The 24,048-nt window shown below is 54.6% G+C and carries 19 protein-coding genes; 11 read left to right on the forward strand and 8 right to left on the reverse strand.

Annotated features, from left to right (window positions below):
* The first annotated feature begins 1 nt into the window (after position 1).
* From ACR3ZL_RS09145 to ACR3ZL_RS09175, 7 genes are all read left to right on the forward strand, one after another.
* A complete protein-coding gene (locus ACR3ZL_RS09145; protein ID WP_473648165.1) occupies positions 2-523 on the forward strand; it encodes a hypothetical protein in 522 nt (173 codons plus the stop codon).
* Between the two features lie 367 nt (positions 524-890).
* On the forward strand, positions 891-1,097 hold the full coding sequence (gene rpmI / locus ACR3ZL_RS09150) for a 50S ribosomal protein L35 (RefSeq protein ID WP_283433472.1): 207 nt from the start codon (positions 891-893) through the stop codon (positions 1,095-1,097).
* Positions 1,098-1,215: 118 nt separating this feature from the next.
* Entirely contained in the window at positions 1,216-1,587 is a 372-nt protein-coding gene (gene rplT / locus ACR3ZL_RS09155) for a 50S ribosomal protein L20 (protein WP_473648164.1), read from the forward strand.
* A 29-nt stretch (positions 1,588-1,616) separates the two neighbouring features.
* Positions 1,617-2,642 carry a phenylalanine--tRNA ligase subunit alpha gene (gene pheS, locus ACR3ZL_RS09160; protein ID WP_473648163.1) on the forward strand — a complete coding sequence of 342 codons (1,026 nt, stop codon included), beginning with the start codon at positions 1,617-1,619 and terminating at the stop codon, positions 2,640-2,642.
* A 100-nt stretch (positions 2,643-2,742) separates the two neighbouring features.
* Entirely contained in the window at positions 2,743-4,818 is a 2,076-nt protein-coding gene (pheT, locus tag ACR3ZL_RS09165) for a phenylalanine--tRNA ligase subunit beta (protein WP_473648162.1), read from the forward strand.
* A gap of 351 nt (positions 4,819-5,169) precedes the next feature.
* The gene (locus ACR3ZL_RS09170) at positions 5,170-6,045 is read left to right on the forward strand and encodes a hypothetical protein (RefSeq protein WP_473648161.1); all 876 of its coding nucleotides are present in this window, start codon (positions 5,170-5,172) and stop codon (positions 6,043-6,045) included.
* Between the two features lie 443 nt (positions 6,046-6,488).
* A complete protein-coding gene (locus tag ACR3ZL_RS09175; protein ID WP_473648160.1) occupies positions 6,489-7,622 on the forward strand; it encodes a DUF1559 family PulG-like putative transporter in 1,134 nt (377 codons plus the stop codon).
* Positions 7,623-7,867: 245 nt separating this feature from the next.
* Here the strand turns inward: ACR3ZL_RS09175 and ACR3ZL_RS09180 are convergent, their stop codons facing one another.
* The 4 genes from ACR3ZL_RS09180 to ACR3ZL_RS09195 form a co-directional block, all read right to left on the reverse strand.
* A complete protein-coding gene (locus ACR3ZL_RS09180; protein WP_486173392.1) occupies positions 7,868-8,008 on the reverse strand; it encodes a hypothetical protein in 141 nt (46 codons plus the stop codon).
* A gap of 26 nt (positions 8,009-8,034) precedes the next feature.
* Positions 8,035-8,298 carry a hypothetical protein gene (locus tag ACR3ZL_RS09185; protein ID WP_486173393.1) on the reverse strand — a complete coding sequence of 88 codons (264 nt, stop codon included), beginning with the start codon at positions 8,296-8,298 and terminating at the stop codon, positions 8,035-8,037.
* 92 nt (positions 8,299-8,390) lie between these two features.
* Entirely contained in the window at positions 8,391-9,758 is a 1,368-nt protein-coding gene (locus tag ACR3ZL_RS09190) for a sulfatase (RefSeq protein WP_486173394.1), read from the reverse strand.
* Positions 9,759-9,955: 197 nt separating this feature from the next.
* The gene (locus ACR3ZL_RS09195) at positions 9,956-13,246 is read right to left on the reverse strand and encodes a glycoside hydrolase family 2 TIM barrel-domain containing protein (RefSeq protein ID WP_473648157.1); all 3,291 of its coding nucleotides are present in this window, start codon (positions 13,244-13,246) and stop codon (positions 9,956-9,958) included.
* 857 nt (positions 13,247-14,103) lie between these two features.
* Here ACR3ZL_RS09195 and ACR3ZL_RS09200 point away from each other — a divergent pair.
* Positions 14,104-15,333: a DUF1559 family PulG-like putative transporter gene (locus ACR3ZL_RS09200; RefSeq protein WP_473648156.1), complete on the forward strand. Its 1,230-nt coding sequence runs from the start codon at positions 14,104-14,106 to the stop codon at positions 15,331-15,333.
* A gap of 1,634 nt (positions 15,334-16,967) precedes the next feature.
* Here ACR3ZL_RS09200 and ACR3ZL_RS09205 read toward each other — a convergent pair.
* From ACR3ZL_RS09205 to eda, 4 genes are all read right to left on the reverse strand, one after another.
* Positions 16,968-18,095 (reverse strand): glycoside hydrolase family 117 protein, encoded by a 1,128-nt coding sequence (locus ACR3ZL_RS09205; RefSeq protein ID WP_473648155.1) that lies wholly within the window; start codon positions 18,093-18,095, stop codon positions 16,968-16,970.
* Positions 18,096-18,230: 135 nt separating this feature from the next.
* On the reverse strand, positions 18,231-19,214 hold the full coding sequence (locus ACR3ZL_RS09210) for a kappa-carrageenase (RefSeq protein WP_473648154.1): 984 nt from the start codon (positions 19,212-19,214) through the stop codon (positions 18,231-18,233).
* A gap of 85 nt (positions 19,215-19,299) precedes the next feature.
* Positions 19,300-20,403 (reverse strand): PfkB family carbohydrate kinase, encoded by a 1,104-nt coding sequence (locus ACR3ZL_RS09215; protein WP_473648153.1) that lies wholly within the window; start codon positions 20,401-20,403, stop codon positions 19,300-19,302.
* Positions 20,404-20,472: 69 nt separating this feature from the next.
* A complete protein-coding gene (gene eda / locus ACR3ZL_RS09220; RefSeq protein ID WP_473648152.1) occupies positions 20,473-21,099 on the reverse strand; it encodes a bifunctional 4-hydroxy-2-oxoglutarate aldolase/2-dehydro-3-deoxy-phosphogluconate aldolase in 627 nt (208 codons plus the stop codon).
* 106 nt (positions 21,100-21,205) lie between these two features.
* Here eda and ACR3ZL_RS09225 point away from each other — a divergent pair, with 106 nt between their 5' ends.
* The 3 genes from ACR3ZL_RS09225 (at position 21,206) to ACR3ZL_RS09235 (ending at position 24,043) form a co-directional block, all read left to right on the forward strand.
* On the forward strand, positions 21,206-21,808 hold the full coding sequence (locus ACR3ZL_RS09225; RefSeq protein ID WP_473648151.1) for a GntR family transcriptional regulator: 603 nt from the start codon (positions 21,206-21,208) through the stop codon (positions 21,806-21,808).
* Positions 21,809-21,874: 66 nt separating this feature from the next.
* The gene (locus ACR3ZL_RS09230; protein WP_473648150.1) at positions 21,875-22,987 is read left to right on the forward strand and encodes an L-rhamnose/proton symporter RhaT; all 1,113 of its coding nucleotides are present in this window, start codon (positions 21,875-21,877) and stop codon (positions 22,985-22,987) included.
* Between the two features lie 3 nt (positions 22,988-22,990).
* Entirely contained in the window at positions 22,991-24,043 is a 1,053-nt protein-coding gene (locus ACR3ZL_RS09235; RefSeq protein WP_473648149.1) for an aldose epimerase family protein, read from the forward strand.
* Positions 24,044-24,048: the final 5 nt, after the last annotated feature.

Below are 24,048 nucleotides of genomic sequence, written 5' to 3' on the forward strand. Positions count from 1 at the left end.
CATGACTCAATCTCCCAATCCCGAAAACGCTTCAACGACACCTGCTCAACCTTGGCAAAGCCGGGTATCCGCCTACGTCGACCAGCTCGCTGAAGTGGCCGAGGAAATCGACTTGATCTTGGACGAAACCCGCGTTCACACGTTGGGGCTTCGTCCCGACGGCGTCGACGCATCGACAGCACAGTTGATGTCGTCCATTTCAGAGTTGGAGGACATGGTCCAGCGTCGCGAAGAACTGCTGCGGGCCGATGACGCCCCATCGGCGGGGCTAAGCCTCTCCGAAAAGCTGCTCTACACCCGCAAAATCGACGACGCTCGGTTGGCCCGCCGCTGCGGCGAGGTTGCCGAGACGATCGCGACGACGCACCAACGGGCGACCGCGTTGTTCGTTTGCCAGTACCACCTGAGCGACTTCCAGCGAGATCTACTGAACCGCCTCGCCGGGGCCACCGGGCCGACAACCTACAACCGCCAGGGGCAAAGTCCCCAGGGCGGGACCGGGTTGTTCAACGAAGCGGCCTAGAGCTGGCCTCGTTTCGCCATCGAACTCGTCTGCGGGAATCCCAGGCGATTCTGGCGGCGAGTCGGATAGGTCACAATTGAAGTTGCGATCGGCACCGGTCGCATCGTATGAGAGGAATCGAAGGCATCGATTCCTCTTTGCATTTCGGTCTGGCCGGTTCGCTGAACTGTTGCTTAGCTCGGCCGATGTGCGGGGGGTGTGCTGTCTCCCTCCAGAAAACCTGTCGGAATTGCCCAGACCTTCCGATACCACCCTAATGCGAAATAGTCTGCAGATTCGGTGCCCCTAGCGGAATCGAAACCTGGCGGCTATCATCTCGCCTCTTAAATTCAAATCACCTGCCTCCTTTCCAAACGATGGATTCCCGATGGGAAACAAGATGAAGACCCACAAGGGCACCAAGAAGCGATTTCGCCTCAGTGCCACGGGCAAAGCGATGCACCGAGCCAGCGGCACAAGCCACTTGGCAAAGGGTTTGACGAAGAAACGCCGCCGTAACTTGCGTGGCACCACTTCGCTCGACGCCGTGATGGAACCCACCATTCACGCTGCCCTGAACGGTTACAGCAACTAGTTTTTTCTCTCTTTCAATCGACCGGCAACTCGATTGGGCAAAACTTCGACGTCACTCGTCGGGGCCTGAATCGAGAACCACGAATGAATCAACAACCACAACTTTAAGGAATTAAGCCATGCGTACGCGCAAAGGTGCCGCACGGAATCAAGCCAAGAAACGTCTGTTTAAGCGAGCCAAGGGCTTCCGCGGTGGACGTGGGTCTCTGATCCGAACCGTCAAAGAGACCCTGCTTCGTAGTGGAGCGTACGCGTTTCGTGACCGTCGAGTCCGTAAACGTGAATTCCGTAAGTTGTGGATCATTCGTATCAATGCCGCCGTCCGCCAGCACGATCTTCGCTACAGCGAGTTCATCCACGGCTTGAAGAAGGCCAACATTGAATTGGATCGTAAGTCGCTTTCTGAAATGGCGATTTACGACGCTGCTGGCTTCAAAGACGTTTGCGATAAGGTCAAAGAAGTCCTCGCGAGCGAATCCGTCGCGGCCTAATTGGTCTTCGACAACGGATTGCAAAATCGATGTCACTTCAAATCTTTCTCGACCGCCTCGATCAATTGCAGTCAGACGCGAAAACCGCGTTTGATGGTGCTGCCGATATCGATGCGCTCGAAGATGCTCGTGTGACGTTCTTGGGTGCCAAGAACGGTCAGTTCAAAGACGTGCAAAAGATGCTCGGTGGCATCGAATCGGCGGACAAACGTACCGCCGGGATGCGTCTGAACGAAGTTAAGAAGGCGATCAACGAAGCCTTCGAATCGGCTCAAGGCCAGCTCGATAGTGGTGGTGATTCCCAAATCGAGCCCGGTTTTGATCCCTCTTTGCCTGGTCACCAAGGGCAACTCGGCCACATTCATCCGATTACCCAAACCATTGATCACCTGACGGAGATCATGGGGCGGATGGGGTTTGAAGTTGCCGAAGGTCCCGAAGTGGAGGATCCGTTCCACAACTTCGTGGCATTGAACATTCCCGAAGATCACCCCGCTCGCGATCCGCTGGATAATTTTTATCTGGCAACGGCTGGCAACTCGGCGGACACCGGTGAAGGCGACGCGTTGTTGCGAAGTCAAACCAGTACCGTTCAGATTCGGGTCATGCAGTCGCGGCAACCGCCTATTCGAATCATCTCGCTGGGACGGGTTTACCGCCCCGACGCGCCTGATGCGACTCACTTCCCGATGTTCCATCAAATGGAAGGTCTGTACGTCGACACCAACGTGACGATGGCCAACCTGAAAACGGTGTTGCGAGTCTTCGCGAATAACTATCTCGGCGACGATGTTGAGATTCGTTTTCGCCCGTCGTTCTTCCCGTTCACCGAACCCAGTGTCGAAGTCGACTTCTTGTGGAATGGTAGCTGGATTGAGTTTGGTGGTGCCGGCATGATCGACCCAAACGTTTTCGCAGCGGTCGGTTACGATCCGGAAAAGGTCAGTGGTTTTGCCTTTGGCTTGGGTGTCGAGCGATTGTGCATGCGACGCCACGGGATCACCGACATTCGCGATCTTTACAGCGGCGACCTGCGTTTCCTGCAGCAGTTCTAAGCCGTTATGCGGTTAGCATTCATCGGGCGAACCGCCTGACGTTGGCTCGGCGACCGCTTGGTTTTACTGAAACCTGTCATCTGAAATCTGGAATTCTCCTGTGCTAGTCTCCTGGAATTGGTTGTCCCGCTACGTCGATTTGACTTTGTCCCACGACGAACTCGTCGACCGGCTTAGTTTATCGGGGCTGAATCACGAAGGCAGCGAAACGGTATCGCTAGACGGTGGCAAAACGGAGGTCGTGATTGACTTGGAAGTTACGTCCAATCGTGGCGATTGCTTGGGGCATATCGGTGTCGCTCGCGAAATCGCGGTTTTGACCGGCCAGACGCTGAAGATTCCAACGATCGAATTCCAAGAAGCCAGCAAGAAGGTGAGTGACCGGCTGACCGTTCGCAATGAATTCGAGACCGCGTGTCCTCGTTACACAGCTCGCGTCATTGAAGGCGTCAAAGTAGGCGATAGCCCCGAGTGGATGCAGCAAGCACTGCAGTCGATCGGTATCGGGATTGTTAACAACGTGGTCGACGTTACCAACTATGTGATGATGGAATGTGGCCAGCCGTTGCATGCTTTCGACGCAAGCAAGATCGAAGACGACACGATCGTCGTCCGCCCCGGCCAAACATCGGCCGACGGTAAGACCAAGGAAATGCTTGAAGCGATCGACCATCGCAGTTATGAGCTGACGCAAGATTCATGCGTGATCGCGGACTCGAAGTCTGCCTTGGCGATCGGTGGCGTGATGGGCGGAGCGTCCAGCGAGGTGACCGCCGAGACGACCGACATCGTCATCGAGGCAGCCGACTTTGTGCCATTGTCGGTGCGACGGACGGCACGACGATTGAAGTTGCATTCGCCTTCGTCATTCCGTTTCGAACGGCGCGTCGATCCATTGGGGATTGATTGGGCAAGCCGACGAGCGTGTCAGCTGATTAGCGAAATCGCGGGTGGGCGTGTTCTTTCGGGTGTGATTAATACCGCGGCACCGGTCACCGCCCGTCCACCGATCGTACTGCGATTGTCACAACTCGAGAGGCTGTTGGGCATCAAGATTGATGCCGAGACGACTGCCAAGGTTCTGGTGGGGCTGGGTTGTCAGGCCAAACCCGGCGACGAGATTCAGTGTGTTCCGCCAACTTGGCGACACGATCTGACTCGCGAAGCGGACTTGATCGAAGAAGTCGCGCGGATCCATGGCTACGACAAGATTCCTGAAGATGCACCGATCCCGGTCGCCCCTAGCAGCAAGCGTGAGTTTGACTCCGCGATGCAGCGACTTCGGGGCGTGTTGACGGCGGCTGGTTTCAGCGAAGCGATGACGCCTAGCTTGGTCGTCGAAAAGCTCGACGCTTCGATTTCGCCATGGACCGATCGGCCAGCACTGCACACTCGCACTGCGATGCTGGAAGGCTCCAAACATTTACGGCGATCGTTGATTCCTAGCTTGTTGCAAAGTCGGGCCGCGAACTGGGCGTCCGCTTCGATGCAGGCGGATCTGTTTGAAATCGCTCACGTTTATCTGCCGGCCGCTGCTGATGCCAAGGGCGACGACGCGCTACCCGCAGAGACCTATCATGTTGCGATGATTGCGGGTGGCGATTTTTTCACGACCAAAGGCGTGATTGAAACGTTACTGAATCGATTAGGTGTCGCTGGAAAGCTCGCCGTGGAATCAGTTGAGCGAGACGGCTTCGCAGGTGGCGGAGTGGTCGCGTTGTCGCTTCAGCGTGCAGGCGAAGACGATTTTCCAATCGGCTACCTCGGCATTCTGGACGAAAAACTGGTTGGATCATGGAAGCTTCCTGGCCCCGTGATCGCGGCTGAACTGTCCGCCGATGTGCTTGTCGAGCACTCCCATTTGGTTCCGCAACAGCAGCAAGTCAGTGCTTTCCCGTCGATCAAGCGAGACCTGAACTTGGTCTTGCCCGAGGCCGTTCGTTGGGATGGGCTGTCCAGTGTGATCGAATCGGCGGCCGATGAGCGGCTTGCGGATTTGACCTATCAAGAGACTTACCGCAATGAGAAGGCGGACGGCAAGGATCGCAAACGCATGCTCTTCACGATGGAATTGCAAAGTTTGACCGAAACGCTATCGGGCGACGATGCGGACGGGATCGTCGAAAGCGTCGTCAAGAAGTGCGAAGATGAATTAGGCGCGGTCTTGATGCGATAGCGATCTGAGATCGCTCTGGCCTGGACGGTCGCGAAGGGTGGTGCGGATGTTCTGCCTTGTATTCCCCATGTCCGGCGTAAGCGGAATAACCCTGCCTAGACGCAACAAGTCTGTATGGATGCAACATAGGTTGCAATTCTGCAACGTCCCGGAGAGGGGCGGCGAATGGACGATGGAATTTTGGGTGTCTTTTTAAGGTGTCTATTGCTAGGCACTTACGCGATATCGGCCAATCGCGACGTCGGCTGATCCGCCGCTGGCACAACAACTGCTTTCTCTGAGATCCGGTGCGGGGGCATCGCACATCGTTTTGGATGTGTGATCGCATCAGTCCTCCGCAGATCTCGATTTATGCACGTTGTTCAACTCGCCGAAATTGCTGCCGTCCTAACCCAGCACGGGCCTGCGATCCTGCAGTGCCACGCCTCGGTCCCGCCTGAAGCTATTAACGGCTATTGGACGGCATCACGGCTTCGTTTGGATCTTTGGCACCAAGCACTTACCCGGTTCAAGCGAGCCAAAGCCAGTGGTAATTCCTATCAAATGCGATTGTGGTGGCAGGATCACACCGGCGTCGTGGAGGAAATCCTGGCCAGTGAGTTGTTAACTCGCGTGGTTTCGGCTCTGGCCGATGGTTCCGATCACGCTGCCCAGCGGGACGAATTTTCGCCGATTGCCCAAGCGATTCACCTGTCGCACTTGGAAGCCCGAAATCGGGTGCAGGCTGCGATTTTGGATCGACGTGGGTGTCCCGTTCAAGATGCCGTTCGGTTGAATCAGCTTCGCCGAATGACAGAACGCTGGATCGATGTCTTGATCGGTCACTTAGCCGGCAGCGATCCACGTCTGGTTCGCTATGGAATTGACCTTGAGCGGACGCGAACCTATGCCGGCGAAGCGGAGTTGTTGGTGACCTCGCCGACTCGCGAGACCGTCGCCTGGTTAACACGAGCTTCCATGACTGATGGTCTGCGACGCAAGGTCGCCCAAAAGTCATCCCTGCCGCAAGCCAACCGCGATGTCGCTGAAAGTGTGATGATGATCCTTCAGCCAGAGCTTTTCGACAGCGTGGGTGTCTTGAAGTCACTCTGGATGCACCGGATTGAGGATACATCGCATCGGACCGACCGGATGATCGATGACTACTTGCGAATCGATGTCGATGAATTGCCCGCACCGACTGCCTACGACACCCATGCGAAAGCGATCGCTCAGTGGTATCGCTAGAGGAGATTTCGAAGGGAGATCGTTAACAGGGCGATCACCTGAGCAGGATCGCAGAGAAATGGATCACAGAGATAATGGATTGCAGAGGAGTGGGTTATGGGTTGGTTAATCCACCATCGGGCGCCGGAAGTCCGGTTTGTTGCCCGGTCTGAAACTCGGAGCGATGCGAGCGGGTTTGCCAACGCACCTGAATATTCCGGCGGCATGGTGGCTTCAGGACCAAACGCTCGAAAACTCTGGTTCAGTTTCTGGAGCGCATTGCCAGAAACATGCCTGTTGTTGCTTGACGGGGGGGATTTCGCCATATAAACTCCGGCCAGCTATTGCGAGTCAATCTCAATAGTTCGTCGGTCAAGCCAGCTAACTTTGTACAGCCAGCCAGACATCCAGCCGTTTAATTCACGGCATCGATTTCTCAAAGCCTCCTGTACGAAGTATCTAAGATGAATGCTGCGAATCGCCGTTTGGCGTTGGTCCCTGTGCGCCCATTGGTTCGAAAACTTTCCGCTCGCAAAGGCGGATTTACACTCGTCGAGCTTTTGGTAGTGATCGCCATCATTGGCGTCTTGGTAGGATTGCTGCTTCCTGCTGTGCAAGCTGCACGCGAAGCGGCACGCCGGACACAGTGCAAAAACAACATGAAGCAGATCGTCCTCGGCATGACCATGTTCGAGCACACCTTCAAGCACTACCCGTACTCGCGAACGGGATCTTTGTGGCGAATCTTGGCGTTTGTGGAACAGCCCGACCTTGCCGACAAATTCAATGCGGCCAAGCACCCCAACTTCGATGACCGATCGGCATCGGAATACAAATGGGGATACAACGGAAGCTTGTCGACGGATTGGAGCAACAAGGATTTGTTGATCGAAGCCGCTGCTGCGGAGCTACCCGTTTTTCAGTGCCCCAGTCGGACTGGATCGGGAGCGATTTTAGATGACGACGGTTTGTCGATGGGCGTGGCGGACTACACTACACCACGGATCCCCGCACTTCGTCCTGAAGGGCATCCACTGTATTACCAAGACGGTGAGCCACAGATGCAATTCAGCACGGCGATGACACCAGCTTCGGGATCTCGGAACCGTGACCCGAATAACAAGGGTGGGCGAGCAGCGAGCATCTTGGATGGTCTGTCGCATACTTTGATGTATTACGAATGCATCGGTACGCCGGAGTTGTTCGTCCGTGGCTCGATGGCTGATACCAGCGGAGGTCCTAGCATCACCTGGGCCGGGGGCGGCGACGGCGTGAAGATGCGGGCTTATCTGGCCGACAACCTTCTGGCCGATACGTCGAATTCCAACCGTGGAAAATCAACGTCATCGAACCCAAACATTCCCGACGCGGCTACCGATTGCACGAAGACTTCAGCGTGGGAAGCGACGATTGATACCTGCGGAACGTATCGTTCGATCAATCACACCAACAAGAGCCAGCCGTTCAGTTTCCACGCTAGCTCGGTTCACATCGGACTGTGTGATGGTTCGTCTCGCACACTTACCGACACGGTTGACCAGGGTGTGTTCTTGAACTTGCTGTTGCGGGACGATCGCCAGCTACCAGGCGAATATTGAGAGACGAGTTAGCTGAACCGCCCGCAAGTTAGGCCAAGCAGCAAGTAAGCCGGCCAGCAATTAAGCCAACAGCAAGTTAGCTGGCTAATGAGTAAGCCGGCCAGCAAAAAAGCTTAGGCTTGGCGAAGTCGAAGCAAGTCTTTATCAAAATCGTAGAAGATCAACGCCTGCCAAGGTTGGACTGCATGAAAGCTGTCCAGCCTGGCTTGGATTCAGACGACCGGCACGTTGGTTGCGGTCGGGTACTACTCTTCTAGGACGGTCTTGAGCACGCGGTAAGCTTCGATGCTTTCGCAAACTTCTTCGCGACCGCCGGCTTCTTCGACGTGTTCTAGAATCTCGAGCAGTTTCTCAGCGCTGCCGGCAATGGAAACGGCAGCTTTCAAGTTTTCTAGTTTCTCCGCCGATGGGATTAACGATCCGTTCTTAGAAGCAGCTTGCTTCTTTGCACGGGGAGTTTCCTTTTTGCGCTGCTCGATGCAGATGCCTTGGCGGGTTTCGTTGCCGCCGTTGACTTTGCTGCTGCAGGCGAAGCGGTACCGGATTTCTCGGTCGTAGCTTCGGTTTTCGTTTCTGGTTTCGCTTCGGCCTTAGCCTCTGGTTTGGTTTCCGGTTTCGCTTCCGACTTTTCGGTTTGCTTGTTCTCGGTTTGCTTGTCAGCTTGTTGTTTTGCCATCGACGATCATCTTTCTTAGGGAAAGTGTTTTGGATCGTCGTTGTAGACTACGTGATTGGGCCGTTCAAGCTGGCCAACGTGCACGTGTTTTCTCAGTCGCGATAGGCGTCCATGCGTGTCATCGCGGCCCCTTCGTATTCCCGCTTAAGTTGCCAGCGGGGCCGATCGAGGGTTAGTTCCCAACTGAATAGTTGCTTGTACATATCGCGAACACGTTCGGGATAGTCATTGGCGAGGTCGTTGTGTTCGGAAACGTCGTCTTGCAAGTTATATAGCTCGGCAGGACGGTCGGGGAAACGCAGTAACTTCCAGTCTCCATCGCGGATCGCGCCCCTCGCTTCTTTTTTCCAGTACAGCGTTTGGTGGGGCCGGCCTTCTTTCTTGCCTGTCAGATAGGGGCGGAGGTCGACTCCATCGATTTGTTGCAATTCGGCATGGTCACCGCCAGCAGCATTGTAAAGCGTAGGCAGTAAATCGAGAGTGCTAATAGGATGCGGGTAGGTCGAGCCCGCAGCGACGACGCCGGGCCAGCGAAGCAAGAATGGGACGCGAATGCCGCCTTCCAAATGATTTGCTTTGGTCCCGCTAAGCGGTTTGTTAACCGAAGCGTTGGAGTCACTTGGTCCACCGTTGTCATTGGTAAAGACGACCAACGTGTTGTCGTCTAAACCTAGCTCAGTTAGCTGGTCGAGAACACGTCCGCATGCTCGGTCCATTGAAAGAGTCATCGCGGCAAGTTGTTGCCGCTTGCCCGATAGTTCGGGGAACTCTCGGAGGTCTTTGGCCTCTGCGTGCATGGGAGCGTGCACGGCGTTGAAAGAAAGAACCGCGAAGAAGGGTTGGTTCCGGTTGCGCTGCAAGAATGCGATTGTCTCATCAGCAAAAGCGGTGGTTAAGTACTGGTCGGTTTCGGCAAACTCACCGAACCCTCGTTCAAGGCGATCTTCGTTTCGAATCGGTTGGTTGGATTGGTTCAAGTCAAAATAGCTTCTTGCGCCACCGCGGAACCCATAAAACTCATCGAATCCGCGACGCAGTGGATGAAAACGATCAGCATTGCCTTGGTGCCACTTTCCAATCAAAGCAGTCCGGTAGCCGAGGGATTTCATGTAATCGGCAATTGTTTTCTGATCTAGTGGCAATCCCATCTCATCGTCCGGTAAGCATGATTCACTCATGTAGCCCGGCACATTGTTCTCTTCAAAACCGAAACGCTGCTGATAGCGTCCCGTTAGGATTCCGGCTCGCGAAGGGCCACAAACCGCCGCGGTCACATACGCTTGCTCGAACCGCATGCTTTGTTCAGCTAAGCGATCTAAGTTCGGAGTCCGCATGACCTTGCTGCCATGGAAGCCAAAGTCGGCGTAGCCCGCATCATCGGATATGATTAGCAAAATGTTAGGTGGTGCCGCTTGAATGAAGGCGGCGTTAGCAATCCAGAGCAACATCGCCACGGACATCGTTAGACGACCCGGTGCCGCAGAACATCTTGAAGCGAAGCTTCTAATCCGATGGACGATGCGACGCCGGGGCTTGTCGTTTTGATGCATTGAAATTGATCCTATGAAAGGGCGGATTGCTGCCAGCGATAGGTACTCGTTGGTGGCGGACTTGCCGCGTTTTGAGTGAGTCAACGGTTTAGGTTCGCGACTTAACTTCATTCGCCGACGCGAACTTGGAAGCGGAGTCGATAGGGGCCTGACTTCGGCACATATTGCGGAAGCGTGTGCGATAGAGTGCCGCCGACGCCCAGTTGAAGCCGATCGATGTTGACGGTGTAGAACCCCTGTGTTGTCAGCTCAAACGGATGCTGGGCACGGGTGATCGAAGCCGAACTGTAGGGCCAAATGGAGAAGGCAAATGCGGGATCGCCATGGAATTGCAGGCTCGACTCGTTCTCAGCCGTTAGCAGTTTCAGCCAGCGGGTATCTTCATGATTGCCGGTCTCCTGCGGGACGACGTATCGATGGAATAGCGAGTCCGTTTCGGCAGCATAGATTCCAATCATTGCGCTGCGTTTCCGGTCGGGATAGTTTTCCCAGGGACCGCGGCCAAAGTACTGGACTTGTTTGAAGTCAGCCGGCACGCCCAAGGTCACTCCAAAGCGGATCAGGTTGGGGAGCGACTCGTCGGCATCGAGGTCCAGGTCGACCGATAGTTTGCCATCGCTGAAGAACGTGTACGATGTCTTGAGGGTGACTTTGTCTTCGAAGGACTGTATTGCCTCAATGGTACGAGACATGCCTTCACTGGCGATCACGCGAACGGATTCAGTTTTCATTTTGGATGGCAAGTCTTTCCAGAAAGATTGTGATTTCCGGAAGTCGGTTGAACTGGCCGCTTTGACATCATTATCGATTGGCGGTCGTGAGAAGTTGACCTGCATAGGAGCGGCTAGGTGTTCATTGCCTTCGACAATGTACGAGGTCAGTTGTCCGTTCGAACTATCCACGGTCGCCGAGAAGTTCTCGCCTCGCACGATAATGCGTTTTGCAGATTTTTGAACTTCGATTGCGGCGTTAGAAGTCGAAGCTGGAAAGGGCTCCAGTTCGTTTTCTTGCAGTGAAATCTGGTCCCATGCCAGTTCATGCCCAGCGGAGCACCAAGGACGATCCGTCTTTTCGTGAACGCTCAAACGTAGCCAAACTTCGCCGAGACGATTCATTTCGAGGTCGTTCAGTGGAATTTCAACGACACCCGTGCTGGCCGGTTTTATGTCTTGCGATGCCAAAACGCCTGCTTCAACGATTTTCCCGTTATCGGAAACCGACCACCGAATCTCATACTGATCCAGATTGGTAAAAACATGGCGATTGGTAAACTTGACCGATACGGATGTCTTCGGTGAGTCGCTCGGTTGGATTTGCTGCGCCGCCGAAAATGATACGGGCTGAAAAACGTGCTTGCATTCCCATGCATGCGGATTGGCAGTTCGGGCCGATGCGAAAACACCGTTGATGCAAAAATTGCTGTCGTTGGGGATGTCACCAAAGTCGCCGCCATAGGCATAGAACGGTTGTCCCTGTGGATCGTTCTTTAAAAGTCCTTGGTCAATCATGTCCCAAATGAACCCACCCATCAGATTCGGGGCCGAACGGATTTCGTCCCAGAACTCGCCGAGTCCGCCAATGGAATTGCCCATCGCGTGCAGGTACTCGCACATCACGATGGGACGGTACAGGTTTGGATTCTTGGACATGTTCACGAGCTGACTTAAGTCAGGGTACATGCGGCTGATCACGTCCACATAATCCCGGTCATCGCCATTGGTCATTGACGGCCAACCTTGCGACTTGTAGCCGACGCCATTGTCTTCCACATACTCAGGATGGGCCGGATTGCCCTGTGCTCCTTCGTAGTGAATGAACCGCGAACGATCGAAGTCCTTGACCCATGCTGCCGAAGCCGCGAAGGCGGGACCCGTTCCGGATTCGTTGCCCAAGGACCACGAGATCACACTGGGGTGATTTTTGTCTCGCTGGACCATTCGATAGATCCGACTCAGGATCGCGGCCGTCCATGAAGGTGTGTTGGGAATGAAGCCGCCAAGATGGTGAGTTTCAACATTGGCTTCGTCCATCACATAGATACCGTATTGATCACAAAGATCGTAAAAGTACGGATCGTTGGGATAGTGCGAAGTGCGGACCGCGTTGAAGTTGAACTGTTTCAATAGCTCGACATCACGCCGCATGTCGTCGCGAGTCAACGCTTTGCCGCGAACAGGGTGATGGTCGTGCCGATTGACGCCCATCAGCTTGACAGGCTTGCCGTTGATCAGCAGTTCATTTTGGTCGCTGATTTCGATTTGTCGAAAGCCGATTGACTGGCTGCGAGCTTCAACGATCTTGCCATCCGGATTGAGAAGCGACACCACCAACTGATAGAGATACGGATCTTCGCTGGACCACTTGCGAGGCTGCGGAACATCGGCTTTCAAGAATGCAAACTCGGTGACATCACGAGCAGGCCATCGTTCGTTGTAAATGGACTCGACGGAAGCGGACGGTGGGTTTGCTAGAATCGCATTGTGCTCTGCGTCGTAAAGTTGAGCGGCGACTTTCCAGCCAGCCAATTGCGTGTTAAGCGGGTTATCTTTAGCGGACTGGTTGTGATTTCGTGCAACCCAGATCTGGGGCCGAATAAGTAGAGTCGAGTCATTGAGTTGATCATCAAAGCGAGTGCGTACGTCCAGATCGTTGATCGCTATCTTGGGTTGAGCGAGTAGCAGGACTTCTCGCTGAATGCCGCTGAGTCGCCACATGTCTTGGTCTTCCAGATAGCTACCATCACTCCATCGAAAGACTTGTACCGCAACTCGGTTCGATCCCGGTTGAACGTACTCGGTGATATCGAATTCCGCTGGCAAGCAACTGTCCTGGCTGTAGCCCACCTGTTGACCATTGACCCAGACATAGAAGGCTGATGAAACACCACCGAAGTGCAGGATGATCGAGTCATCGGTCCATTCAGCGGGCACTTCGAAGTCGCGGAAATAGCTACCCACTGGATTGTCGCGGTAGATAAAGGGAGGTCTTGGGGGTTGAGGACCTTTCCAGTCGTACTTCAGGTTCGGATCAAAGATGCCTGGTGTGAATGGATAGGTGATGTTGGTGTAGATCGGCTGGCCATGTCCTTGCAGTTCCCAATTCGACGGAACCGGAATATCGCCCCAATCATCCCCCGCAAAGTCTCGTGTTACAAACTCGGTAGGTCGCTCTTCAGCACGCTCAACAAAGTTGAATTTCCAAGTTCCGTTTAAAGAACGCATCCGCGCGAGGCTGCGAACGCCAGCGAGAGCGTCCTTTTCGTTGACGAAAGAATACGACGTCACCCGCGCAGGCAAACGGTTCTTTTGAAACGTCGTCTCGCATTCCCAATCATTTTGGGCGGAAGCTTGCAGTTGTCCGAGAATGACGAGCAGGACGAAGGGTAAGAGTCGTTTCATGGGATCGTGGGAGCTTGGGACGAATAAGATTGAAAGGGCGGAAGCGATTGCTTCTTGGCAGTTTGTTCGCCGGGAAGGGTGGGGTGACCTACGAACAAGATAAATTGCGTGTTGGGTGCACGATCACATTGGAATCATGCGGTTACCAATTGTTTAACCGGGGAGGTCGAGGGTTAGTTGGTTGGGCGCTTTTGCACCTGCAATTGGTGGATGTTGTGGGGAGACGTGTTGGCGTCGCCGCAACTCGGGATGCAAGTTCGTACGCCGAAGGTCTCCGCAATGAAGTTGGCGGCCGTGGAGCGGTTTGAGGTGGGAGCTCTGAGCCTCGCAGCATCTAAGCCCCGCAGCATCTGAGCCCGGCTGCATTTGGACGGCCGAAGCGTCCGGGCTATCGAATTTACTGGGCTGCCGAATCAACTGGGGGCAGGCTGCGACTACGGGGCAATGTTGCTGATTGTTTACAACTTTTTGGAGGTGTCAAGCAAATTGAGGCATTGGCCACCGGGCTATTAGGGGGAACGGCTGCTCGCATGCGGCCAGGATGCAAGCACGGACGCCGCGAAATAGCGTGGAATTGGAACGGGTCGGTAACTCCGAAAGCCCTGCGCAAGTCTTGGAATAAGTCCGTAAAAACCCGCGTGAATTGGGCGATAGCGTTCAGAACGCTGGGCAGTCACGGCGACCCAAGGTGAGATGAATGATCCCTGTTGGCCCGATACGTCTGCCACAGGACCGTAAAATAAGAGAAAAAGGTCAAAATCGCTTGACACAAGTCAGTTAAATGTTAACAATCATCTATCGCCGGACTTGTTCTGGGTATTTTCGTTCCATTAACCCTCTCTAAAAGGTGTTCCACCATGCCTTCCGCTACTCACAGAAGCCGGGGCGGCTTCACATTAGTCGAGTTGCTCGTCGTCATCGCAATCATCGGCGTCCTCGTTGGATTGCTACTTCCCGCTGTTCAGGCTGCTCGAGAAGCCGCACGACGTATGAGCTGCAGCAACAACTTCAAGCAATTGGGCTTGGCGTTGCACAACTACCACAGCGCCTACAACCAGCTCCCACGACAAGGAACTGGTACAGATGACATGAGCCAATTGACGACCGCAGATTGGTGGAGCCAATCGCAAGACGCCACCATGAGCAAACTGTCAGCCCTGGGTGGCCTTCTTCCATTCGTTGAACAGCAAGCACTTTGGGAGCAGCTTTCCAATCCAAGTCTGCAAAACGCAGATGGAACGACTCGCAGTACAACTGACCCATGGCCCGCGATGGGACCAAGTCCCAACTACTGGGTAGATAGCAATGGCTATGTGCCTTGGGTTACGGAACTTCCAGGTTTGCGATGCCCGAGCGATCCAGGGAGCGGGTTGCCAGCCGCTGGCCGAACTAACTATGCCGTCTGCCTAGGCGACTCTGGGAACCACATGTATCGCGGTTATCGTCCGCTGGCAAACGATCGATTCTTGGACAAGATGACCAATGCTGAGGCCGAAGATATTCGTGGTGCGGCGCGTGGCGTCTTCGTCAACTATTACAGCACTCGCTTTCGTGACATTCTTGATGGTCTTTCCAATACGATCGCAATGGGCGAAATCGCGACTGACCTTGGTGACAAAGACAAGCGGACTATCTCGCAAACCAAGACGAGTTTCTGGGGTGGCGAGCAAATTGCGAATCCGTCCAAGTGTGCTGACACAACAGGTTTGATCGATTCGGAACGCCCTCAGTTTTGGGCTCCCGCAACCACTGTCGCTACCTCGACGAATGGCCGCGGCTACCACTGGTTTGATCAGCTTTCTGTTTACTCAGCGATGAACACCATTTTGCCGCCCAACCGCGAATTGTGCGGTTTTTCGGCTGATTTTTGGATCACAGTCGCCCCACCATCCAGTCGTCACCAAGGAGGCGTTCACGTCTTGATGGCTGATGGTGCTGTTAAGTTTATCACCGACTCTATCGAGGCAGGTGACTCTCGAAGTCGTGCTCCAGACGGTGGCTACAATCCTGGTGCAAAGAGCTCATACGGCTTGTGGGGAGCACTGGGAAGCCGAGCAGCTAAGGAAACGATTGACCAAGAACTGTAAACAATCTCGCTAAGGGACGCCCGGCTTTGAATGCAAAGTCGGGCGTTGCCCGGTGCGATGTGCTCTACCATCGACGTTCAAGCCAGGTTGTAGCCTTCTGGGGAAGCAGCCTGGCATTGTTAATCCAAGTCGTGTTCGGACCATTGATGCGTTGCTTGGATTTTTTTGATCCTGATTGTCCCTTTTTGAACCCTTCCTTTTCATTGAGAGTCCCATGAACTTGGTTAAGTTTTACGTCCTGGTTTCCTGTTTATGTTTTGCCGTTGGTTGCGGTGACCCGGTCGCTGAGAACGTGTTGGAGGGCGCTAATGATAGCCAGTTGGCTGAAATTAAGGCCGAACTAGAAGCCCAACAGAAAGCAAGAGAATCCTCGACCGATCGCCCACAGGTACAATGAAATTCGCATTTCGAACAGTGGTGTTTATCTAGGGACACCGATCTGGTTGTCCCGTCCAAGATACGCCGTTTCAACGCGTGCGATCAACTTCTCGGATGTTGATCGCAAGTTGCAGGCGAACCAAAAATGTTTTCAATTCACCTGGGCCCGTCGGGGTACAGAGGTTCGCAGTTTAGGCGAAAGGTTTGACCTAGCGGACGGTGTTGGAAAGCCAGTCAAAGTTCTGATCGGGAAGAACGCTAGTAGGGCAGAGTGCCGGTAGGATGAGGATGCTGTCGCCAAATACGCGCATTCGTCATGAGCGGCTCGGAAGATCAGGTTAGTCCGCTTTGGCTAACCTTTTAGTGTGTTGGCTCACTGGAGTGATCTATCTACGGGCTTTCACCAGCGGGAACCTTTCAGTAGTGAAAGGTCTTTGCTGAGGGCCTTTGGTCCAAAGTTTCTACATTCGGCGGTGTCCGAGAAGCTTCCGTATCGCACGCGATAGAAGAGCGACTGGACGGGGCGTATCGACTGTTGGTCATGAAATTGTGAACGCACCCAATCTTCTCCGGTGCGTTTGCTTTTCGGGCAATCGCCTCGCTAGTAACGGCCTAGGTCATGGCCAGTTCATTGGCGAAGGAATCGACAGCACAGAACTTTGATGGATTGTTCGATCGTCATCAGAGTCCGAGGACGCCAGGGCAAATTGGCTGGGAACGAGTCGCACTGGCAAGGCGGCTACAGCGGGGCGGCTACAGCTAGGTGGTTCTCGGATTCAGCGACTGTCAGCGTGATATCTGAGCTAGGCCTGTCGGCTCGTTGCGTACGTGCTGTTCATGATGCAGGCAGATGTGTCTTCGGGCTCGAAGTCAAATTTGTTCCTGCCTGTGCGTCTGAACTTTTCGCGACATGCGGCTGAGTTTATTTGGGCATGGCATAACCCAGGCTAGAGCGTTTTTGAAAAGGATGTAGCCGGTGTCGCCAGACTCCGGTGCTCTGAAGTCTGTCGAATCCAGCTAAAAAGACCAATCACGTAACGACCCAAAAGTAGGCCGGATGAAGGAGGTTTTGCGACGCCCATCCGGCAGGCGCATGATTGCCGGAACGTCGCCGCGCTTGGTCCGGCCTATGAACCGCAAACTGAAATATGGCGAACCCAGCTACCGGGATTGGGCACGTCAAATCTCAAAATGTTCTAGCAGTCCATCCTGGGCGCCGGTGAGTCGGCGCCCGGTCTGAATATCGCGTCGGGGAATCAGTCGTCGCCTTTTTCGCCTTTGGCGAGGTGGCTTTTGATTCGGTGCGATGTGAAGCCGCGGATAACCTGGTAGTTCCAGGTTGCGTATTGGTGAGTCAGTCCCCAACGCAGGGTTTCAGTTGGTTCGGCTTCGTTGTCGGCTGTGCGGTCCAAGCCGATCGCGTGGGGCGCGTCCTTGATCACAGACATGATTTCAAAATTGATCCCATCGGGAGCCCACTGGATGGTGTTCTTTTCAGGACCGTCGGTCGTGATCAATGAAGCGATGCCGCCGTTATAGGGCCAAACGCAAACCTCGTGTCCGCTGTTGCTGATCGGGTTGTACGGGCTTTTGACGTAGGGGCCCTTGGGGTTGTCTGCGATGGCGACGCCATGACGAATTTGTCGACCGCCAAAAGTAATCGCTTCGCCCATCTGTTCGCCTTTGTAGTAAAGGTAGAACTTTCCTTTAAACGGAATGATGCAAGGGTCGTGAACCTTGTGGCTATCGAAGTCGCCTTTCTTCTTGACCTTGAATCGATTTTGCTCGGTGCCTTCCCAGATGCCGTTGTCGGCGGGGCTTAAGATTGGCTCTTCACTTTTGGTCCAGGGCCCATCGGGAGAGTTCGACCAGGCGAGCCCGATTTGGTTTTTCACTCGCACGGTGTATGGTGATTTGACAGTTTGATAGCACAAGTAATACATGCCATCGTGTTTCATAATTTCAGTCGTGAAGACGGAACGATCGTCGTAGGCACCCGGTTCGCCGCGTGGAACAGCGAGTCCTTGTTCTTTCCAGGTGATGCGATCGGTTGAGGTTGCGTAATAAATGTCGCAACGATCCCAGGGGAAAACCTTCTCGGTTTCGACGTCGCCGCCGAAGCCTTGTGTTTCGCCGGTGCTTCGCGAATACCAGACGTAGTACTTGCCATTTTCTTTAATGACCGCACTGGGGTCGCGGCGGCAAACCCCTTTTTCGAACGCGAAATCGCCTTTGAGGTCGTGGGTTTGGAACTCGATGAACCATTCGTTGCCAATGTCCGGCCACAAGAGTGCTCGCTTGGAAGCCGCACTGAGTTTGTCGGGGTGAGTGATTCCCAGAAAGTCAATTTGTTCCGGGGTAGGCTGCGGTGAATCTTGTGACATGGCGGGAGCCGTGAAAAGAGCGGGGGCCGTGAAGAGACTCGTGACAAAAAACGAAAGCAGGAATCGATTTGACATGGTTTTGATTGGGGGATGTCGGTAACGAACGGAACGGAATGGTCGGATGCATGGCGATGGTCAATCTTGGGCGGATGTCCAGACACGGACGTAGTCGACGGCCATCTCAGTCGGGAACCCATCCGGCGTGGACGCTTCAGCAACGGGTTCACGCCCGTCGACTCCGGCCCAGGCGATCAACGGCGGGCGGAGTTCGAGGGTGAAGGTGACGTTCATCGGCAGGTGCCAATAGAGGTTTTTTTCCTCGGCCACTTTCTTGCCGTCGATGTACCAGGTGATCATCTCGGGAGTGTTTTCACATGCGTAGACATGGAAGTGGTCGCGAGGGTCCCAGGGTGGAATCCATTCGTGTTGGCACAGGTCAGGTCGATCGTTGGGGCGAATCCAAACCTCTTTGCCTTGGTCGTTGATAACGCGTGTGTGCAGGTTGCAATCGATGTGTTTGATACCACTGTTCTTTTTGGTGATTGGGCTCCAGAGGTCTTGTTGCATTTCAACGATGTCGATTTCGCTGTAGGTGACCTTGGGGTAGGCCGGGTTTAGATCTCTGCCATTGCTGTATAGCCAGAACGCAGGGCACAGACCTGGGAAGCGACTGCATCCTTTGATCCGAGCCTCGAAGTAGCCGTACGTCGTCTTGGTCGTCGACTGTAGAATTCCGAGCTTGTAGAAGTACTTTTTGCCTTTTTGCACGTGCGGTTCATAACGCGCCTGGATGAACAGTGATCCATCACGCTGTGAAAGATTATCGGGTGACCAAGCACGGTCGCCCCAGGGAGCCATTTCGGTGAACCATTTGCGGCGGTTGATCTTGTCTGAATTGAACTCGTCGGAGTAGGCGTCGACGAGTTTCCAAGTCTTCGAAGTGTCTGGCTCTAGCAGGAAAGGTTGCAGCCTCGTTTTGGATTCCGCCGAATTTGAATGGCTGGACTGATGTTCCGGGGCGGTGACTGGTTGCGCGTGGGCGAGGTTGTTGGTCAGCGGATTCGTCGCGATCAACCCGAGCAGAATGCCGGTCAACGCGAGTGCCTTAGTCATTGTCATTGGGGACTCCGGAGAGGTGACGTGAACAAGCGAAACAGGAATGGAACGCGGGGAAGCACTTCGGTGGCCACCGGTCGTTTGAACGCTAGCGAACCACGCGGGCGCCGCCACCCGCCATGATTTTTTCGACTTCATTGACGGTCACCATGGTGGTGTCGCCGGGGGTGGTCATCGCCAGGGCGCCGTGTGCGGCCCCGTAGTTCACCGCTTTTGCCGCGTCGCCGGTGGTCAGGAATCCATAGATCAAACCGCTGGCAAAACTGTCGCCGCCACCGACTCGGTCCATGATCTCAAGTTTCGGGAACGCTTGTGATTCGTGGAATTGTCCGTCGTACCAAGCGATGGCGCTCCAATCGTTGACGGTCGCTGAATGGACTTCTCGCAGCGTGGTTCCGGTCGCGATGAAGTTGGGGAACTCTTCGACGGCACGTTCGATCATTCGTTTGAAATTGGCAACGTCAATGTTGCCCAGGTTTTCGTCGACGCCCTCCACTTCCAGTCCCAGGCATGCGGTGAAGTCTTCTTCGTTGCCGATCATCACATCGACGGACTTAGCGATTTCGCGATTCACGGACTGAGCTTTTTGGTGGCCGCCGATTCCCTTCCATAGTGAGGGGCGGTAGTTCAGGTCATAGCTGACCACGGTGCCGTGCTTGCGTGCGCACTGAACCGCTTCGATGACGACGTCGGGTGTGGTGTCGCTAAGTGCCGCGTAGATGCCGCCGGTATGAAACCAGCGAACGCCCAGTTTTCCGAACAAATGATCCCAGTCGATGTCACCGGGTTTGAGTTGGCTGGCGGCGGTCAGTCCACGGTCGGGACAACCGACGGCGCCGCGGATTCCGAACCCGCGTTCGGTGAAGTTAAGCCCGTTGCGGATCGTGCGTCCCAATCCGTCGTAGGGCATCCATTTGACGAAGCTCATGTCGACGCCGCCCTGCAAGATCAGGTCTTCGGCGAGTCGGCCGATTTCGTTGTCTGCGAACGCGCTGACCAGTCCAGTGCGAATGCCGAAACAACGTCGCAGACCGCGGGCCACGTTGTATTCGCCGCCGCCTTCCCAAACGCGAAATTCTCGAGCAGTGCGAATGCGGGTTTCACCCGGATCGAGTCGCACCATGACCTCACCTAAAGAGATAAGGTCAAACTGACAATCGGAAGCTGGCTTGATCGATAGAGTCGACGACATGGCAGGTGGGGTCCCAAATGGTTAAGCGATTGTGGGCGAATAACGCTTGTTGACTGGTGGTGAATCCAGCTATTCGCACTGGTTGCTGAGGCTAACCGCTTCGGCGGTCAAACGCTGGATCTCGTCAAAGCGTCCTTCCTTAATTAGATCCGATTTGACCATCCAGCTTCCACCACAGGCGATCACGGAAGACAACGCTAGATAGTCGCGTAGGTTGGCTTTGCTGATTCCGCCTGTGGGAATGAATCGCATGTCGGCGTAAGGACCTTGCAGTGCTTTCAGCATCGCAACGCCTCCGATTTGTTCGGCGGGGAAAAACTTCACGATTTCCAGACCGAACTCCAACGCCATTTCAAGATCGGTGGGGCTGGAACATCCGGGGTACACGGGCATTTTGTTGTCCAAGCACCACTGAACTGTTTTCGGGTTGAATCCGGGAGCCACGATGAACTTCGCGCCCGCGTCGCTGACTTGCTTGGCTTGTTCGACGCTGTGCACGGTCCCCGCGCCGACTTCGAAGCCTTCTCGCGAGGCAAGTGTCGCGATTGCCTGTAGTCCGGCGTCCGTTCGCAAAGTGATCTCAGCGACCGGCAGACCCCCCGATTCGAGGGAGTCTGCCAGGGGGGCGGCATCCTCGACGGCCTGAATTGCGACCACTGGGATGAGTTTCAGGTCCGCAAGTTGGTTAAAGGTCAACGAAATGTTCCAAATGATTTACAATGAACGTCTTGTATTTGCTGATCCTACCCATTAGATTGTTAACAATCAACCGGGGAGCCTACTCTTCAAACGGAATTCTCTGATGCCTACAGCACCACTCACCATACGCGAGCAAATTACCAACCGCCTTCGAGATGACTTGGTTTCGGGCGAGTTCCCGGCGGGAGCGACGCTTCGAGAAACGGAACTTGCATCAAAACTCGGGGTCAGTCGCGGGCCTATCCGTGACGCTTTTATTCAGTTGTCGCACGAAGGGTTCCTGACCTATCAGGCTAACCGAGGGGTTACCGTTCGGGACCCACCCAACCCCGAAGACCGCGGTTTCATCACGATGGTTCGGCAACAGATCGAAGGGTATGTCGTCGAGAAGGGGATTGCCGATCTGGACGAGGCTGGGCTGGCGTTGGTGGAACGGGCGTTGAAGCGTTTGAAAGAAGCGTGTGACTCCTGTGAAGCGAATCGAATCGCGCAGTGCGATATCGCATTTCACGAATCGATCTTGGTCGCGTGCGGTGGCGAGGATTTCGTCGGTGCTTGGCGACTGCTTTGCTCGCGAATGCTGCTGACGTACACGCGTCTAGAGAACTACGAGCAGAGCTATCAAGAACACGCGAAGATTTTCCAAGCGTTGAGTACCAGGAAAGCGCGAGCGACGATCGCGGCGCTGAAAGCCAATATTAAATAGAGGTGTGCGACCGGTCCGATCTTCGGACCGCTGCGGATGCCTCTCTACACAAGGGATTCCATCATTATGTTCATTGGTATCGCCGCTGCGGTTATCGCGGGAACCATGCTTGGGCTGTATGCCCTGCCAGGTAAGTACACGTCGGATTTCGAAGAAGAGAACAAATGGAGTTTGTTCTTTGTGCTGACCATGTTTGTGGTCCCGTTGATCGCCACCTTTGGATTGATGAAGGGCGTGGGCGACATTTACGCCGGGATCGATTCCAGCGTGTTGATCACAATGATCGTTGCCAGCTTCCTGTGGGGCGTTGGTGTGATGATGTGGGGCAAGGCGATTGACCACATCGGGTTGTCGCTTGGGTTTTCGCTATTCATCGGTACGGTGATCTTGGTGGGCAGCGTGTTGCCGCTGGGCATCGCGATTTCCAAAGGCCAGCCGCTACCCTCAACGCCAGCATTGATCTCGATTTTGGTAGGCATCGCAGTCGTTTTGCTGGGAGTGCTTTCCAACGGGCGAGCCGGACTCACGCGAGAAGCGGATGAGCTGGCTCTTCAGCAAGCTGAAACAGCGGCCGGAAGCGGTGACGCCAGTCCACCCAAACGATCGTATGGTTTGGGGATCTTTATCGCTGTCTTCGGCGGGCTATTGGCAACAGGTTTTAACGTAGCGTTCACCTACGGAGCCGGACCTTTGGGCGATGCGGTTACGGCCAACGGGAATCCAGCTTGGATGACTGCGATGGCGGTGATGTTGCCAGTGTTCTTGAGCGGTGGCGTCGTGATGACGCTCTACTTCTTGTTTCAGTTGTCCAAAAAGAATGCGTGGGGCAAGTTCAAGACGCCTGCGTTCGGCAAAAACTTGATCTTGATCTTCGTGATGGCGTTCTTTCACTACGCAGCGTCGGCCATGTACGCGTTCGCCGCCGATAGTTTAGGCGCCAATGGCCCCGTGGTGGTCTATGCCATCTTCAACACAACTTGTTTGGTCGTTGCCGTGATCAGTGGCATCTTGACCGGCGAATGGACCAAGGCTTCGCCCGCAGCCCGACGATGGTTGTACACGGGTTTGGCTTGCATGGTGGTTGGTGTGCTTGTGCTGGCGGTCGGCCAAACGCTTGACCAAGCTCCAGCCGAGGAGCCCGTTGTTTCGAACTTGTCGCTTTTGATGGAAAGGGCCTAAGTCATGAAGATTGCAAAAGAGCCATTCGGCGAGTTTGAGGGTCAGTCGGTCGAGCGTTATACGTTGACCAATGACAATGGCGTGTCGATGAAGGTCATGACCTACGGTGGTACCGTGACCTCAATCACGATGCCCGACAAGGATGGCAATGTCGATGACATCGTGTGTGGTTTCGATTCGCTGGAAGGCTATTTTGGCGACGAATACAAAGCCAACTCGCCCTATTTCGGTTGCCTTGTCGGACGTTACGCTGCTCGCATTAAGGACGGCCAATTCACAATTGACGGAACGCAACATCAAGTCGCGACCAACGACGGACCGAACCACTTGCACGGTGGAGTGAAAGGATTTGACAAGCGGGTTTGGGGTGTCGTCGAAACATCCGAGGACTCGGGCTCCGTATCGCTGACGTTGTCGCTAGATAGCGAAGACGGCGAAGAGTCCTTTCCCGGGCAGTTAAAGGTGGTCGTTGAGTATCGATTGACCAGCGAAAATGAAATCCGTATCGACTACAAAGCGACGACGGATCGTGCGACGCCGGTATCGTTGACCAACCACACGTATTTCAACCTGAACGGGTTCCGTGACAAGGTTCTCGATCATGTTTTGCAACTTGAAAGCGATCGCTATCTAGTCGCCGACGACACCGGCGTTCCACTGGGGCAAGTCGCGGACGTTGCTGGAACGGCGGCGGACTTTAACGAACCGAAACGAATTGGCGATGCCTTTGACGAACTTCCGTTGGGATTCGAACACTATTACGCGTTCAGTAAGCCGGTTGGCACGCTTGCGAAAGTAGCCGAGATCAGTGAACCGACGACGGGGCGGCGTTTGGAAGTGCAGTCCACTGAACCTGGGACTTTGCTCTACACCGGTCGCTACACATCGGACAACCTGCAACGCGAAAGCGGAGCCCAGTTCGGGCAATTTCGTGGTTTATGTTTAGAAACTTCGAAGTATCCCAACGGACCGAATATCGCTGGTTCGCCGAACAGCGTTTTGAAACCTGGCGAGACCTATCACGACACGACCGTTTACAAGCTTAGTTGGGCTTAAACAGC

Source organism: Rhodopirellula sp. J20-39 (assembly GCF_057365095.1).